Genomic DNA, 15,730 nt, shown 5'->3' with positions numbered 1-15,730 from the left:
GGCCAATTTGGAATCTGTCCAAACACGGCCCTTCCGCTACTGTCCGCCGGTTGCCGTAGACGGTTGTCCGACCAGGATTCCTTCGACGTCGCCGTCGACTCCCACCAACAGGCCGCGTCCCGGCGGCAACGCCTGGGCGCGGATGAAACGACTGATCCTGTTCTCCGGGTCGTTGTCCATGTAGAGCTGGCTCACCTTGGCCGAGGTTTGGAACCGCATCCAGGGGTCCATCTGCAGCGTCGCCCAGTTGGAGCTGTTGCGCGTCGTGAACACGTGCAACCCGATCTGCCGGGCACGTTCCATCAATTTCCACAGCGCGGCACCCACCGGGGGCTTGGGCGGATAACCCTGATCGGGCCGCAGGTCCTGGACGTCGTCGATGAGCACGAAGTGGCGGCACCCCTCCCACGGCTTGAGCGCTCGCAACTCCTCCTGACTCAACCCCTTCGGTGGCAGCCGGGGCAGCATGACCTCCTGGGCCAGTTGCGTGATTACCTCGTCGATCTCGTCCTGGTCGTAGGCGTAGGCGCGCACGTAGCCCGGCGCGTGCAGGTCGCGCAGACCGTGCGGGGCCGTCTTGGGGTCGATCAGCGTCAGCTGAGCCTCCTCCGGAGCGAACCGGCTCATCACCGCCTCGCCGATGGCGACCAAGGCGGTGGTCTTGCCGCAGCCCTGCCGGCCCAGAATCGCCAGGCCCGGGCTCTCCCGAAGCCTCAGCGGGACCGGACCGAGGCCGTGCCGCTCGCCGATCGCGAAGGCGATCGACAGCGCGTCTACACTCGGGTTCGCGGCCTCGTATTCGAGAATCGACTTCAGTTCCACCCGCTGCGGTAGCCGCTGCAGGCTCGCGTGCTTGGTGACGCCCGCGACCTCGGCGATGCGGGCCCCGACGTCGGTGATGTTCACCAGCATGCCGGTCGTGGGATCGGTCAATGCGGGAACGCCGACCAGCAACTCGTGCAGGCTGTCGGTCAAACCGAAGCCCGGTCGGTTGAGCGTCCGCCGCGCTGCCTCCCGTGACTCGATCGAGGAATGCCCCATCTGACTCTCGCTGGGGTCCGCCAGCCGCAATTGGATTCGCGCCGTTGCGTTTTGCAGCAGGCTTTGGCGCTGGCCGTGGATCCAGCCCCCCGCGCTGCAGATGAGGTGCACGCCATACTCGGGGCCGCGGCTGCTCAGCGAGATGATCCGGTCGCCCAGGACATTGTCCTTGGAGTACATGTCGTCGTAGTCGTCCACCACGACGAAGACGTCGCCGAACGGGTCATTGGGATCTGTGCCGCCCAGCCCGTCACTGCCCACCCCGAAACGCCGCTCGCGGAAGCCGTCGAGATCGATCCGCAACCGGCGGAAGGAATCTTCGCGGGCGTCGATCAGGGCCTCCATCGTGCTCAAGATCCGCTCGACACCTTCACGGTCCTTCGGGGACACGATGTCGGTGACGTGCGGCAGCGACCCAACCTGCGCCAGGGTCGCCCCGCCGACGCAGAAGAAGGTCACCCGAGCCGGACTGTACATCGTTGCGGCCGAACACATCAGCGTCATCAAAGTGGTCGTCTTGCCGCGCTGCTTGGCGCCCACCACGATGATGTTGCTGCGCAGCGCGTCGACAGCATGCACGATCTGGCGGGACTCTTCGGGAATGTCCATGACGCCGATGGGGAACATCAAGCCGGGGTTGCGGCCATAGTCGACGTGCCAGGGCCGTCCCCGGTATCCGGCCACGAGGGCATCGACGGGCTCCGGTGTCTCCAGCGGCTCCAGCCACGGCCGGCGCGGGGATCGGTGCGGCACCTCGTGCAGCGATTCGCGTAGCACGTCCACGATCTTCTTCTTCTTGAAACCGTCCTCGTGGTAGAGGAATTCGTCGGGTTCGGCGTCGACAGCTGCGGCAGCCTCCAGCGCGGCGGCGTCGGCGGCGTCCAATGGCTGATACTGCCAGTTGTACAGTCGCGGCTTGGTCAGCGTCATGTCGACGGTGGTGGCCACTTCCTTAGCCTTCGGCACCACGAAGGGCGCCGACAGGTAGAAGCACCGGAACGGCTCGAGGTCGCGCGGTCCGACCTTCAGCAGCGCGAAACCGTTCTCCTTCGACGGCAGGTGATAGGCCGCGTCCGAACCGATCACCTCGCGGCTGTCGTCGCCGGACTCGGCGCGCAGCGCGATCCGGAAGGCGATGTTGGATTTGACCTTTTGCAGAGACGACAAGTCGAGGCGCTGACCGCCCAGCATGAAGAATACGTTGGCGCCGCGGCCTTCCTGACCGATGTGGATGATCAGGTTGATCCACTTCTCGTGATTGGCGAACAGTTCCAGGTATTCGTCGACGATGACGAGCAACACCGGCACCGGGGGCAGATCACGCCCGGCAAGGCGGATCTCCTCGTAGTCGTTGGCGTCGCGGGCGCCCACCGAGGTGAAAAGCTCATAGCGCTGCTTGATCTCGCCGTCGATCACCCGGCGCATCCGTTCGGCGAGGTGGCGCTCGTCCTTGCCGAGGTTGGACAGCGCCGCAACCACGTGCGGGATACCCAGGATGTCTTGGGCCGCGGACTCGAATTTCATGTCGACGAAGATGACGTTGAACGCCTCGGGCGAGTGGGTCAGCGCGATGCCGTACACAAGCGACAGGAAGAACTCCGACTTGCCCGAGCCGCTGGTCCCGATCACCACCGAGTGAAACCCGAACCCGCCGAAGTCTTTTGCGCGGATGATCACGTTCTGCAGCTCACCATTGGGCTTGGCGCCGACCGGGATCTCGCACCACCGTTCGTCGCCGCGGCCGCGGCGCTCGGCCCAGAGCCGGTCGACATCCAGTTCGCGGGGGTCGGCGATGCCCAGTGCGCGCAGCAGTTCCGCTGCGCCGCCGGTCGAATCGGCCATCTCGCTGCGGCTGGTCGGTGACCACCGCGCCATCGCCCGCGCGTAACGGTAGGCCCGGTGGATCGACAGCTGGTCGGAGTGGGCGAAGAACTTGCCGCGCACCCGCAGCAGCGGCGCCGGGCGATCGTCCTCGCCGTCGACGTCGACGCCGTTCCTGCGCGCCTCGAGAGCGTTGTTGGTGGGCGGCGCGTGGCGTTCGGTCATCTCGAAAACCTGGTCCTGGGCGAAGCCCACGCCGGTACCCACCCGGGATGCGATGCGCAACAGCGTGATTCCTGCCTTGCCGACCTGGCCGACCACACTCTCCCACGCGTCGGGGCTGCCGGTGTTGTCATCGACAATCACCAGGTGTGGGCCGAGATTCACGGTGTCGGTACCGGTCTCCAGGGCCGAGCCCATCGCGGTCGGCGTGGCCGCCGCCATCGGCGTCCACGCGCCGCGTTTGCCCTTCATGTGGAGTTCGGCGCCCAACGCCTCCTCCAGCTCCTCTGGCGTCGCGAAGACCAAGCGGCGCCACCCGCACGCGTCGAAGAGCTCGTCGTGCAGGTTGTGCGGCAGCCACACCATCCACGACCACACCTCCGGGTTGCGGGTGACCACGAGCAACTTCACGTCCCGGGGATTGTGGAACACCGCAAGCGAGCACAGCACCGAGCGCATCAGGGACCGCAGCCGGTCCAAGTCGTCGCCGACGAAACTGAATCCCGGCGCCGACCGCAGGTTGACCACCTTGGCGATGTCGCGAATCTTGCGCTGTTCCAAGATAAAATCGCGCAGCGCCTGACCCGTGACGGGCTCCAGTTCCTCGTCGGAGGCGATGTCGGGCCACGTCACCGAGAGCACAGAGTCGGGCGCGTGCTGAACGCCCGTGCCGACCCGGACCTCGAGGAAGTCCGCTTCGCCCCGCGTGCGCTCCCACATGCGCGGACCGCCGATGATCGCACCCAACCCCCGGGGATCGGAGTGCACCGAGTGCTGCCATTCGCGCTGCGCGCACACCGCGCTCTGGATCTCGTCGCGGTTGACGTCGAGGTCGCGCAGGTAGCGCCGCCGACCGCGCTCCAACTCGCCCCAGGTGATCTTGCGCGCGCGCCCAAGCCGCCCGGAGAGCGCCAGCATGCTGAAGGCGCCGATGCCCATCAGCGGGAAGAAGCCGGTGGACAGGCTGCGCACACCCGAGACGTAGAGCATGACGATCGTACCGATCAGCGCGACGATCAGCGCGGGCACGCCGATCATCACCCAGATGTTGCGCGGTTCGCGTTCGGGCAGGGCTATCGGCGCATTCGGCGCCACCCGAACAGGTTTCGGTGGCTCGATCCGGATGCGATTGATCGGGAATGCTCGCTTGGACATCTTTTAGCCTCCAGCTTTCGCAGATGTCGTCACCACGGCTACCTGACCGAGGGTGGGCACCGTATCGCGCACCACGAGGGCGGCCTGCTGTGACAGGGCCGGTCCCGCAGCGAAAGTCCGCAACAACGGCCACGGCGCCTGCACCGCTGAGGCCGCGTCGAGCCCGAGAGCGCGCAGCGTCGAATCGTCGGAGGCGACCCCAAAGCGCACCCCGTTGTCGGAAACCCAGAACATCGATTCGCGGGAGTCCGCGGTGACCACGCCGCTGGTCGACGTTACGAAGTTCGCCGCCCCCGGCAGCACGAGCACCTGATTGGCCACAACGGACGCCGGGTCGCGGTCATCGCGGACCAGCTGCACGATGCGGTCGTCCGTCGACGGCGGCACCGGCAGCCCTCGTCCGTTGTAGACGGCGACGCGGGCCTGCGGATCGGTCGACCACTTCTCCCAGCCGACGCACGTCGTGGGATTCGCGGCCGTGTCAACGAAATTCAGCCGTCCGGTGGGGTAGTAATCCAGCGCCAACGGACTCACCTCAGGGATGTTGACCAACACGTCGGGACTTACCGCGCGCGGCGCCGTCGACCCGTAGGAGTTCGCGCTGCGCAACAGGTCTGCGACGAAGCTCGTGATCTTCTGCACGCCGTCGGGCAGGAGTACATAGAACTGGCTGCCCCCGCCTGCGGTCTGCGCCTGCAGGACCGCGCCCACCTGCGACCCCGAAACCCACTTCGACGGGGTTCCGGCCTGGGGTACCTGCGGAACGCGCAACGGCTCCGTGGCGGGCAGCCCGTCGAACAACGCGCGCGAAATCTCAACGGGGGAAGTCACTCCGGGATCCAGGCCCAGGCTCAGCGTCACCGCCCTGTTCGACGGATCGATCTGGGATCGCTTGCCTCCCCAGATGACATACGTCCTGCCGTCGAAAGTGACGAGCACACCCGCGTCGTCGCGCAGCGGCGCCGCGCGACCGCCACCGTTGAGTTGCCCGGCGACCGCGGTGACCACCGGCTTGTCGCCGGTGCGCGGCCGCCCGGCCGTGTCGCACACCGCCCACGCCGAGGGGCCGCCTCGGTTCACGGGCATCGCCGCCGGGGCGCCCGGGATGCCAACCAGCGGTCCGGTCGGATACTTGGCGATCTCCGCGGGCTTGACCCACGTGGGTTGTCCCGGGGTACCCGTCGCCAGCCGCGCGGACGTCAGATTGAGCGCGGGGTACAGCCGGCCGTCGATGCGCGCGTAGATCGCCCCCGACTCCCGGTCGCCGATGATCGCCGAATCACCTACCACGCCGGTGGGTTTCAGCACATTCAGCAGCATCATCCAGCCCCCGGCGATGGCCACCAGAACCATCGACAGGATCAGGGCGGCCGTCTGCTTGCGGTCGTCGTGCTTCATCCGCACCGAGAAGCGCGTCGTCGCCGCCCGCAGGCGCCGGTTGTAAAACAGGTGGCCCGAATTCTGGTCGCGATTGGAGAGACTCAGCGGCATCTCAGTACCCCTTGGGGGATCGACGTGGATCGGCCTGCTGGATCCGGTCGGCGAGGTTCGACGCATCCGCGGCGACCCCGTAGTGCCCCCGCGCGTAGTTGATGAACGCGCACGCCTGGGCCACCAGGTCGTTGATCTGGGACGAGGTTCCGCGCTGGTGGTAGGCCGCGAACGTCGGCGCAATAAATTGCCAGGCGCCCCTGCTGGGCGTGCCGCGCGCGGCGTTGCAGTCCCAACCATTGACGGCGCCGGCGTCGTAGTTCGACTCGCGGAGCGCCACCAGTGCCATGCCGCGCTCCCAGCGGGCACGAACGGCCGGATCATGAAACCCCTTGATGTCCAGGGCCTTATGAATCGCCGCCAGCACCGCCGCGCGTCCAGTGGCCGGCCTGCGTGCGTAGTGCGGCCGAAGCAGGCGCGAGGCCAGCAGCCGCGCCCGCCTGCGGGAGGCCTCGACGTGGCGGTGCTGAGTCCGCAGCCGCGCCGCCATCCGGGCCGTGGCTTCGCGCCGGCCGATCGGCGTGTCTGCTCCCGGCGCCCTGTCGGCCCTTGCCGCTTCCAGAACCGCGCCCGTCGCCGATTTCCTGCGGGCATGGTCCGCCCGAGCCGCCGCGATGGTGCGGGCAACCGCTCCGTCGGAGTCGGCCAACCGGCGCAGCCCGGCTACCGGTTGCGTTGTCGAGGGTGGCAATCCCCGTGAGCGGGTGATCAACCCGTCGGCGCGCGCCCGCACCTGTGCGGGCGTATCGCGAATCCCGCCGTCGGCGGCAGCGCCGACGAACAACATGTGTCCGCGCGACAACGCCGCAAGAGCCTGCGTTATCAGCGGATCAGCCAACGATTCCCCCGCCGCATTGAGGCGCCGCATCCCCATCGGACACTTCAGCCACTACTTCCACATTCGTTTCTCGCGGGCCCCCGCGGCCGCGTTTACATTCCGACATTACTGCGGCGTGGGGCCGCCGGGCCACTCACCATTAGTACGGTGACGCGGAATTGACGGGCATTTGCTGTTGCGGTTGGGGTGCCGCGTTTTCGGTCAATGCGACTGGGGCGGAAAGCAATGCGGTCGGCTTTGCCTGACGGCCGCGCTATTCCTTTGGCTCGTCGTCGTTGGGCAGGATGACGATTCGCCGCGCGGGCCTGTTGGTGACGACCGTCGGTTTGGCTTCGCCGGGCTTGGCGGCAAGCGGAGCCCCGGGCGGTATCGTCAAGCGGCCCTTGACCGGCTGGCCATTGGGCACGCCTGGCGCCGCGATCCGCTTCTCGGGCGCGTCGTGCTTGCCGCCGGCTTCGCCATGTGCGCCCATGGCGCCCGGCGGCATCATCGGCATGCCGGTCATCCCCGACTGGCCCGACATCGGCAGCGTGCCGCCGGTCGGGGTCATCATCACCGGCTTCGCGGGCGCCCCGGCCGGGGTCGTCGGCGGCGACGACGATGGCACCGGCGGCGGACCCAAGTACCCGGTCGGCGTGGTGCCGCCACCGCCGACGCCGCCACTGCCGGAACCGAACGCGCCGCCGCCACCGGCTCCGCCGCCTGTTTCGCCCTCGACGCTGTCGACCAGGCTCGAGCCTTCAGCTGCCTCCGCGGCGCCGTGGGCTCCCTGGAGCGCACTCATCAGCGGCTGCATGGCGCCCTGACCGACCTGCATCGCCTGCTGCGGGAGCTGGGTCAGCGGGCCCATGATGCCGCCAACCGCACCACCGAGCGCGCCCGTGATGCCCGACACCAACTGCTGGATCATCTGCGTGGAACCCTGGGCGCCCACACCCTGGAACTGCTGGGCGGCGTCGGCCTCATTGGCGGGGAACTTCGCGGCGGCATCAGCCGCACGACCCCGGCGGTCCAGGTCGCCCTGGGCGCTGCCTTCGACGTCGCCCGGCACACCGATTCCTGCCGCCGAATAGAGGGCGGCGAGCGGGCCGCCCGTCGGTGAGGTGTCAGGCGTCGGCATACCTGTCGGCTCGATGAACGGGGGCGGGGGCCCCTGCGCTACACCACCGTAGGACCCCAAATCCGCCATGATGCTCACGATTCACCTCCCCCTCAGGCTGCGGTGGCCTGCCGGCACTGCGCGAAACGCGGAACACCATTTTGTCACAACAGACCGGACGCGGTATTCACCTCAAATTTCACCCGGCAGTGGCGTTATGGCGCCGTGTCGGCTCAGCATCTCGAACCACGAGAGGTGGTAATGGGCCAGGTACTCGTGTCCGTCGATCAGCGCTTGGATCGCCGCAAGCAGCATCCAGTCCCCGACCGCCGACGGGTCGTGCTGGGGATAGCCGTTGAGTACCGAGTGCTGAATCTCTGCGATGCGTTCCCCCAACAGTTCGGCTTCGTTCTCGAGCACGCCGGTTTTTCGTACTGCCGGCGCGGCGAGCGCTTGCGCGATTCTCGGGAGACCGTCGCGGCGGCGAACGGCATCGACCAGGGTCGGCCCGAGCTCGTCGACTTTGGGACAGGCCGAGCGGGCCGCGCGGTCACCGGTCAACGCGGGTGCGTCGCGGTCGGGTTCGGCGATGAACGCGTTGGGCTGGTGGGCTGCCGCGACCGTGACGGCGCCAAGCAGATCGACCGCTCCGGCGTCACGGCGTCGCGCGGCGGGTTCGAGCAGCGTTACATGGGCGGGCAGTCGTACGTGCGGGGGGATCCACCCGCCGGCGAGGTCGGTGACCAGCAATGTGGTGATGCCGTCGTCCCTTAGCCCGGCGGCCCAGGACAGCCTGGGCTCCTGCCTGGCCACCGCGTCCACCAGGCGCTGCAGTCGTTGCTGCTCAGATGCCCTGGCTGATGCCGCACCCGCGGTGGCGCCCGATGTCGCCGACAGCGCCGATGCCCCAGCCATGGCCGACGAGCCCACGCCGGCCTGACCTGTTGCTGTCCCCGATCCCGCCCGCTCCACTGGCGAAACCAGCGGTCCACCTCCTGATGGCGACGATGCCGCGGACGGCGCGACCGGTGCGCCGGATATCGGGGCCGAGGGCATCGACGGAACGGCCGGGGTTGCGACGGGTGGGCGCAGATCCGAACCGTAGGCGGGTAGCGGTCCGGCGGGTACGGCCGGCCCGGCGACCGTCGGAGTCGCGGGGGCCCACGAACCGCCGGTCATCACCGGGGCGACGGGGACGCTTGCGCCTCCGGTCGGGGCGGAGGGCGCCGGGGGCGGCGCCTCAACGGGCGGGTGCGCTGCGAACGCGTCGCCGGCAATCGGCGCGGCCGGGATGACCGGAGGAGCCGTCATCGGCGGAGCGACCTGTGGGGTTGCGGGCGGTCCCTGCCCCATCGCATTGACCGCACTCTGGCTTAACACTTGCGCGGGTCCGGCTACTGGCTGCCCCGCCGCCATGCCGGTTATGACCGATTGGCCCAGCGGTCCCGGTGAGATGCCCTGCCCGAGCGCCGCAGGGGACATCGGTCCGGTTGGCATTGCCGGCATTCCTGGTGCGACTGGTGCAGGAGTGGCGGGAAGAGGTACGCCGGGAACCGGCGATGGCGAGGGGGAGGGTAACCCGCCCGGGACGGGGGTGCGCCCGTCGGCATGAACGACCCCCGCGGGGGGCACATGTGCGTTCGGACCCGAGCTGGCGCCAACAACCTCATCACTTGGCCGTCCTGAGGGTTGAACTACCGGAGGGTTTGCGCCGCTTGAGTTCTGATCACTGATCGCTCCAGGAGCTGGGCTCCCTCCGTCGCGTCCCCCCGCTCGGACTGTTTCCGAGTCAAGGTCTTCCTTCGTGATAGGACGCGGGGCTGGCGCGTCATCAAGCTGTATGCCATGATCACGCGCCCACGTCCGCGCATCGGCGCCGAGGCCTTCCGCATCAAGGATCTTCTGTGTGGCGGCCAAGATCTTGTCGACTGCTATGAAGCTTGCGTTCGTCGCGTCAGCGTTGCAGCGCAGTTGCACAGCGTGTACCTCCGCAACTTTTTCGATCGTTGGTTTATTCGAGGCAGAAATTCGGTCTATATCGCTGTTCCCAGTATTTGCGATTTCAGTTAGCCGGCTTCGGAGATAGTCAACCGCGTCAGCGCTTGAATCGAACGCTTGCGCCTTCACCGAGTATTTTTCAGCCAGATCTAGATGAAAGCTTTCCCCCTGCTGATAGCGTCCAACCAAATCGTCGGCCGTGTGTCCCCGATTGTTAGTCGCGATGGTAGACCGTTGATTACGCAGGTCCTGAGCGAATTGCTGCTGACTTACAAAGGCGTGTTGCCACTGCGCGGCACTAGCGCGTAGCGACGTCGACGGCGCGGGCCACCATGGCCCAACGAGGCCCATCGAGAATTTCCCCGGTGGCAAGTCCGCTAACATCGCACCCAAGCCTTATCTACGGAGTGCCGGGCGAGAACGCGGCCCGGTCCAAAATCGCCATCCCCCACTTTCACCGGGGTCGTCAGCCCCCGCCGCAGACAATCTTCATTACGGAGTCCTTGGCAGTGATCTCGTCGAGCCCGGCTTGGTATTGCGTATCCGTTGCGACTTCATGACTACCCATCGCAGTAAGCCTTCCGTAAGCCGCAGCTAAAGCCCGCGCTGCATCACGGTGCTTGCTATCAAGTGCTGGATTTGCTGCTGCGTTGTCGAGCATAATGGCGCCGTTAGTTGTCGCTATTCGCGCCAATGCGCGGTCGCCGCCGCCTGTATCTACCTGGACAGAGCGTGCGGCCAACTTATATGTATCGCATAGTTGCTTTTGAGCCGCGGTGACGTCAGCAGCGCTGTAAGTCTGCGTCGAGGTAGCGGGTGACGACGTCGTGCTCGTCGGACGGGTCAGTGCCACTACGAGCGCGGTGGCGGCCGTCAGCACTGCGATGACGGCTAGGCCCATGGCCGTCACGGCCATGCCCTTATGAGTGCGCGGCGCCGGCGGCGCAGGGTAGGGCGGCACCCAGGGCCCCATGCCTGGACGCATACTCGACCCCTCGCCGAGGTTCGGAGGCAACTCCCCCGTCATGCTCCCTCCCATGTCCCGCGGTTTCGTATTCGACCCGTTTGGGCACTTCCAACGATCATGCAGGACGCCCCCTCCACGGTGCCGCTAATTGCTCGGGCCATCAAGTTCAGCCGCAGTCCCCGCCTGAGCTCAGTATCAGTGATAGACGACGGCCGGGATCACCGCACCTCAGCCCGGCGGTAGGCCACTTTTTGGGTGAATTGACCACCGAGGCTCCAGTAGTAGCGTTGCCACCGACTCAGAAAGGTGTTCTCGATGTTCGTCGACCCGCAGTTGCTGCGTCGGGGAGGAAACGACTCTCACCGCGCAAGTGGGCATGCCCAGGAAGGGGCTGACCACCTCGCACGCGGGCCGCTGTCTTCAGGGATGTTCGGTGCGTTCGACGCCGCCGAAACGTTTCACGAGGCCGTCGTCTCCGCCCACACCCAGCACGTGACGAACCTTCAGGCACACCGCCAAGCGCTCAACGCCGTCGGCACCAAGGCTCACCACGCCGCCACCAACTTCACCGAGGTGGACGACCGCAACGCCGCCGAGATGCGCGCGGTGCGAACCGGCGCCCCCGCAACCGCTCCTGAACTCTGAGCGCTCTCGAAAGCACAAAAGCGCTCAAGGACCCGGCAATCCAGGCCGCCCGATGAGCTATCCACAACACTCGTGAATCGCTAACCGGCCAAGCGCCCAGCGAATTGACCGCAACTCTGACGTCGCTAGTACCGTTGCCGCCAATTCGGGAGGGTAGCGATGTCGACCAACGCCAACTCACTGCGGTCAATCAGCAGCGGAATTCACGCTCGCAGTGACGTCAGGGACGCAGAATCGGTTGCGGTCCAGTGCAACTCAGACACATAAGCGTTGCGCTTCTGATCACCGAGGCGGGCGGTGATCCGTGGGCTCTACACGCCGACCTGCAGGCGGGTCAACCCGCGCAGATCGATGCTCTGGCCCAGGCGTTTTACCGCGCCGGCCGCTGCACACAAGAGGCCGGCGCGGCGTTCGACGACGCGCGGCGTCATTTCGAGGCATCGTGGAGCAGCGGCCAGGGTGAGCACGCCATTAACAACACGGCGGAAGTCGAGCGCGTGACCACGCAGCTTGGGCTGCAATCCCTCCAAATACCAAGAATCGCAATCGACCTGGAGAGCGTCGCCGTCACGCTCGCCGAGGTGCAACGGGCGGGCGCACAGTCGATCGCGGCGCTGGAAGGACAGCTGCAAAAGATCGACGACGAACTCGGCGCCGCACTCGCGGTCGAAAACGACGCGGGCATGACGGACCCTGACCGCTCGGCCCTCAGTGCACTCATCTCCGCCCTCGAACGCGAGGCGATCGCGGACGCCGCGAGCACTTTTCTTCGGCTGCAAGCCATTCGGAGCGAGTATTCGAAGCATCTCGCCGTCGCGCTCACCACGCTCCGCACCGACGGGTACGACGGCGCGGCCATCAAACCCTTTGACGCATCGACCGAAACCCGAGAAGCCCTGCAAATTCCGCCTCCCGAAACCAGCGCCGAAGGCGCGAACAGGTGGTGGCAATCGCTCACCCCGGAACAGCAAGACCAGATGGTCGCCGACCATGCTCCAGCGCTGGGCAACCTCAACGGCATCCCTGTCGAGGCCCGTAGTCGCGTCAACGCGGCCGTCCTGAACGACGACCTGCACCGCGTCGAGGACGAAGCTACCAACTACGGCGTCACCGCCAGCGACGTCACCAATGACCCAGGTCGATACGGCCTTACGGCACAAGCGATCACCCGCTACACCAACGCCCGCCGCACCCGGGAAGGCATGACCACCTCCGCGACCGCCGTCGACGCGCGGGGTAACCATCCCGACGTCTTTCTGCTGAAGTACGATCCCGAAGCCTTCCGCGGCGAGGGCGCGGCTGCCGTCGCGATCGGCAACCCAGACAATGCGGCCAACACCGCGGTCCTGGTGCCCGGGTTGGGATCCAACGTGCGCGACGGAACACTCGCCGACCTCGATCCAGTGCGCCTCTACCGGGAATCCGCCCGGGCCGAGGCGAAAGCTCGAACCGCGGTGATCATGTGGATGGGTTACGACGCCCCCAACGCATGGTGCGACCCGGGCCTCTGGGCCCCCAACATGGCGCGCACCGGCGGCCAGACGTTGGCCGCCGATGTGAACGCCCTGGCCGTCACGCACGCGGGGCCGCCGGCACACGTGACCGTGATCGGTAACTCGTACGGGTCCACAACTGTTTCGGACGCCGCCGCAGCCCACGGGATGCGCGCCGACGACGTAGTGCTGGTCGGATCGCCGGGCACCGATTTGGCGCACTCGTCGCGCGACTTTCACCTGCCTGAGGGTGGGCACCTCTATGTGGGCGCCGCCTCGGCGGACCCGGTGACCTGGGCGCCGGCCCGGATAACGGGTCCGGGCCTGGTCGGCTTCACCCTCGGCGGCCTGGGAGCCGACCCGTCAGTCGACGGCTATAGCTCCACGCGGTTCCGGGCCGAGGTTGCAGGCGCTTCGATCAATCCGACCTACGACCACCTGCACTACTTCGACGACGGATCCGAATCGCTCTTCAGCATCGCGGACGTGGTCTCCGGTCATGGTGAAGCCCTGCAGCGCGACGGCATGACCGCACGACACCGCGGCGAATACTTCCTGGATGACTGGATCGACCCCGAGGCCATGCGGTCACCGACCACCGGGCACCGCCACGCTGACCCTAGCTGAAACCGCCTCAGGCAGAACGGATCACAATGGGCTGGCGCCGTCGGCCAGCCCGTCACCGTCGGTGTCGGTCAGCCGCACGTTCCACTTTCCATCCCCGTCGGTATCGACGTAACCCGTCACGCCGTTCTCGTCGGTGCACAGCACCCGATCGGCAAGGCCGTCGCCGTCGCTGTCGATCAGCCGGTCATCGGGATGGCCCTGGCCATCGAAATCGACCAGGGGCCCGCCCGAGTGCTCAACGCCGTCGAGGCCGAACCACCGGAGCTGTCCGGTGCGGTCGACGGCCACCGCCCATGTCCCCGATCCGTCATCGGTGAAGGAGGCCTCAGGGGTGCCGTCGTTGTCGAGATCGAGGACAGCGTGATCGACGTGACCGTCCCCATCGAGATCCGCCATCGCGTCGTCGCGCAGACCGTCGCCATCAAAGTCGAGACCGATCGCATCAAATCGACCGTCACCGTCGAGATCCAGGTCGGGCTGACCGTGCCAGATAGCGGCCGCCCCGTCGTCGCCTGCCCTGCAGTAGTCCATGACTGCTTCGACGCGCATGTGGCCCCTAGGGGTTCCCCCGCGACCGCCACCAGGAGAGCAACTCCTCGGTCGCCTCCTCGGTGCTCAGCGGGCCGCGCTCCAGGCGCAGCTCCTTGAGGAACCGCCACGCCTCACCGACCTGCGGGCCGGCGGGGATCCCGAGCAGCTCCATGATCGCGTTGCCGTCGAGGTCGGGGCGCACCCGCTCCAAATCCTCCCGGGCGGCCAGCTCGGCGATGCGCGCCTCGAGCCGGTCGTAGCTGGCCTGCAGCCGCGCGGCGCGGCGCTTGTTGCGGGTCGTGCAGTCCGCGCGTACCAGCTTGTGCAGCCGCGGCAGCAGCGGCCCGGCGTCGGTGACGTAGCGGCGCACCGCCGAATCGGTCCACTTGCCGTCGCCGTAGCCGTGGAACCGCAGGTGCAGGAACACCAGCTGCGAGATGTCGTCGATCATCTGCTTGGAATATTTCAACGCCCGCAACCGCTTTCGCACCATCTTGGCGCCGACCACCTCGTGGTGGTGAAAGCTGACCCCGCCGTTGGGCTCGTGCCGGCGGGTGGCGGGCTTGCCGATGTCGTGCAGCAGCGCGGCCCAGCGCAGCACCAGGTCCGGGCCTCCTTCTGGGAGGGGGTCCTCCAGCGCGATCGCCTGGCGCAGCACGGTCAGCGAATGCTGGTAGACGTCCTTGTGCTGGTGGTGTTCGTCGATGGCCATCTGCATGCCGCCCACCTCGGGCAGCACCACCTCACCCATCCCGGTCTGCACCAGCAGGTCGATGCCGGCCACCGGGTCGGCGCCCAGCAGCATCTTGTCCAGCTCGGCGGCCACCCGCTCGGCGCTGATCCGGCCGAGCTGCGGCGCCATCTCCTCGATCGCCTCCCGCACCCGCGGCGCCACGGTGAACCCGAGTTGCGACACGAACCGCGCCGCGCGCAGCATCCGCAGCGGGTCGTCGCCGAAGGACACCCGTGGTTCGGCGGGGGTGTCCAACAGCCGGTCCCCCAGGGCCGCCAGCCCGCCCAGCGGATCCAGGAACTCGCCGGGCCCGGCCGGGGTCAGGCGCACCGCCATCGCGTTGACGGTGAAGTCGCGGCGCACCAGGTCGCCCTCGAGGGTGTCGCCGAACCGCACCTCGGGGTGGCGCGACACCTGGTCGTAGGCGTCGGCGCGGAAGGTGGTGATCTCCAGGCGGTGTCCGCCCCGGCCGACTCCGACGGTGCCGAAGTCGATGCCGGTGTCCCACACCGCCTCGGCCCACGGCCGCACGATGTGCTGGATCTGGTCGGGGCGGGCGTCGGTGGTGAAGTCCAAATCCGGGCTCAGCCGGCCCAACAGCGCGTCGCGCACCGAACCGCCCACGAGGTAGATCTGGTGCCCGGCGGCGTCGAACGCCGCCCCGACTTCCCGCAGCGTGTCGGCGTGCCGATTCAGCGCGACCGCGGCGGCGGTCAGCAGCTGGGCTTGCTGGGCGGGGTCAGGCACGTTCGGTCAGCCTAGTGGGTCACGCGCGGTGACGACGTGGGCCCGGAAGCGACAGAGCCCTTGACGGCGGGCTCGGGCGGGAACTTGTGGGGGATCCGCAGATCAATCGCGGGCTCGGCGCTCGTCGCAGCGCCTTGTCGGTTGATCCCCGCGGAACGGTTGGCCGGCCGATGGGGCCCGTCGACGCCCGCCCCGTGTCAGCGCCGGCGCCATTCGCCGTCAGTTGTTCGTCGGTGGTGGTTGGGGTTGGAAGGGGTCGTACCACCACCAGTCGGCGCGTTCGCCGAGGGGCCCCGGGCAGGGCGGCACGGCGGGCGGCGCC

General features: G+C 67.6%; 12 protein-coding genes. 3 read left to right on the top strand and 9 right to left on the bottom strand.

Going from position 1 to position 15,730, the window contains the following annotated elements; genetic code table 11:
• Nucleotides 1-36: 36 nt before the first annotated feature.
• From eccCa to BN971_RS26445, 5 genes are all read right to left on the bottom strand, one after another.
• Nucleotides 37-4,239, bottom strand: coding sequence for a type VII secretion protein EccCa (eccCa, locus tag BN971_RS10155; RefSeq protein ID WP_085179823.1), 4,203 nt, complete (start codon nt 4,237-4,239; stop codon nt 37-39).
• A 3-nt stretch (nt 4,240-4,242) separates the two neighbouring features.
• Nucleotides 4,243-5,730 carry a type VII secretion protein EccB gene (gene eccB / locus BN971_RS10150; protein WP_085179822.1) on the bottom strand — a complete coding sequence of 496 codons (1,488 nt, stop codon included), beginning with the start codon at nt 5,728-5,730 and terminating at the stop codon, nt 4,243-4,245.
• Nucleotide 5,731: 1 nt separating this feature from the next.
• Nucleotides 5,732-6,598 carry a transglycosylase gene (locus BN971_RS10145; RefSeq protein WP_085179821.1) on the bottom strand — a complete coding sequence of 289 codons (867 nt, stop codon included), beginning with the start codon at nt 6,596-6,598 and terminating at the stop codon, nt 5,732-5,734.
• Between the two features lie 223 nt (nt 6,599-6,821).
• On the bottom strand, nt 6,822-7,757 hold the full coding sequence (locus tag BN971_RS10140) for a hypothetical protein (protein ID WP_372512117.1): 936 nt from the start codon (nt 7,755-7,757) through the stop codon (nt 6,822-6,824).
• A 102-nt stretch (nt 7,758-7,859) separates the two neighbouring features.
• Nucleotides 7,860-8,489: a DUF5631 domain-containing protein gene (locus tag BN971_RS26445; RefSeq protein ID WP_085179819.1), complete on the bottom strand. Its 630-nt coding sequence runs from the start codon at nt 8,487-8,489 to the stop codon at nt 7,860-7,862.
• Between the two features lie 1,023 nt (nt 8,490-9,512).
• Between BN971_RS26445 and BN971_RS26440 the strand changes: the two genes are divergently transcribed.
• Nucleotides 9,513-9,737 carry a hypothetical protein gene (locus BN971_RS26440; protein WP_139027091.1) on the top strand — a complete coding sequence of 75 codons (225 nt, stop codon included), beginning with the start codon at nt 9,513-9,515 and terminating at the stop codon, nt 9,735-9,737.
• 394 nt (nt 9,738-10,131) lie between these two features.
• Here the strand turns inward: BN971_RS26440 and BN971_RS10125 are convergent, their stop codons facing one another.
• Nucleotides 10,132-10,692 (bottom strand): hypothetical protein, encoded by a 561-nt coding sequence (locus BN971_RS10125; protein ID WP_085179866.1) that lies wholly within the window; start codon nt 10,690-10,692, stop codon nt 10,132-10,134.
• 255 nt (nt 10,693-10,947) lie between these two features.
• Between BN971_RS10125 and BN971_RS10120 the strand changes: the two genes are divergently transcribed.
• Both BN971_RS10120 and BN971_RS10115 read left to right on the top strand, forming a co-directional pair.
• Complete coding sequence (locus BN971_RS10120) at nt 10,948-11,277, top strand: DUF2563 family protein (RefSeq protein WP_085179865.1); 330 nt, start codon at nt 10,948-10,950, stop codon at nt 11,275-11,277.
• 248 nt (nt 11,278-11,525) lie between these two features.
• Nucleotides 11,526-13,397 carry a putative alpha/beta hydrolase gene (locus BN971_RS10115; protein ID WP_085179818.1) on the top strand — a complete coding sequence of 624 codons (1,872 nt, stop codon included), beginning with the start codon at nt 11,526-11,528 and terminating at the stop codon, nt 13,395-13,397.
• A 21-nt stretch (nt 13,398-13,418) separates the two neighbouring features.
• Here the strand turns inward: BN971_RS10115 and BN971_RS10110 are convergent, their stop codons facing one another.
• The 3 genes from BN971_RS10110 to BN971_RS26625 all read right to left on the bottom strand — a co-directional run.
• The gene (locus tag BN971_RS10110; RefSeq protein ID WP_085179817.1) at nt 13,419-13,928 is read right to left on the bottom strand and encodes a pullulanase; all 510 of its coding nucleotides are present in this window, start codon (nt 13,926-13,928) and stop codon (nt 13,419-13,421) included.
• Between the two features lie 25 nt (nt 13,929-13,953).
• Complete coding sequence (locus BN971_RS10105) at nt 13,954-15,408, bottom strand: CCA tRNA nucleotidyltransferase (RefSeq protein ID WP_085179816.1); 1,455 nt, start codon at nt 15,406-15,408, stop codon at nt 13,954-13,956.
• 219 nt (nt 15,409-15,627) lie between these two features.
• A partial coding sequence (locus BN971_RS26625) for a hypothetical protein (RefSeq protein ID WP_428978059.1) occupies nt 15,628-15,730 on the bottom strand: 103 nt, incomplete at its 5' end.

This window comes from Mycobacterium bohemicum DSM 44277 (assembly GCF_001053185.1).
Lineage (GTDB): Bacteria > Actinomycetota > Actinomycetes > Mycobacteriales > Mycobacteriaceae > Mycobacterium > Mycobacterium bohemicum.
Note: the sequence above shows the minus strand (reverse complement) of the source record. Positions and strands in the feature narration are given on the sequence as shown.

What these genes read in the sequence shown, in the direction of transcription:
- BN971_RS10140 (WP_372512117.1), bottom strand. Translation starts at nt 7,757, where the DNA reads ATGGCGGATTTGGGGTCCTACGGTGGTGTAGCGCAGGGGCCCCCGCCC.
- eccB (WP_085179822.1), bottom strand. Translation starts at nt 5,730, where the DNA reads ATGCCGCTGAGTCTCTCCAATCGCGACCAGAATTCGGGCCACCTGTTT.
- BN971_RS26440 (WP_139027091.1), top strand. Translation starts at nt 9,513, where the DNA reads ATGATCACGCGCCCACGTCCGCGCATCGGCGCCGAGGCCTTCCGCATC.
- BN971_RS10120 (WP_085179865.1), top strand. Translation starts at nt 10,948, where the DNA reads ATGTTCGTCGACCCGCAGTTGCTGCGTCGGGGAGGAAACGACTCTCAC.
- eccCa (WP_085179823.1), bottom strand. Translation starts at nt 4,239, where the DNA reads ATGTCCAAGCGAGCATTCCCGATCAATCGCATCCGGATCGAGCCACCG.
- BN971_RS10145 (WP_085179821.1), bottom strand. Translation starts at nt 6,598, where the DNA reads ATGCGGCGCCTCAATGCGGCGGGGGAATCGTTGGCTGATCCGCTGATA.
- BN971_RS10125 (WP_085179866.1), bottom strand. Translation starts at nt 10,692, where the DNA reads ATGACGGGGGAGTTGCCTCCGAACCTCGGCGAGGGGTCGAGTATGCGT.
- BN971_RS10110 (WP_085179817.1), bottom strand. Translation starts at nt 13,928, where the DNA reads ATGGACTACTGCAGGGCAGGCGACGACGGGGCGGCCGCTATCTGGCAC.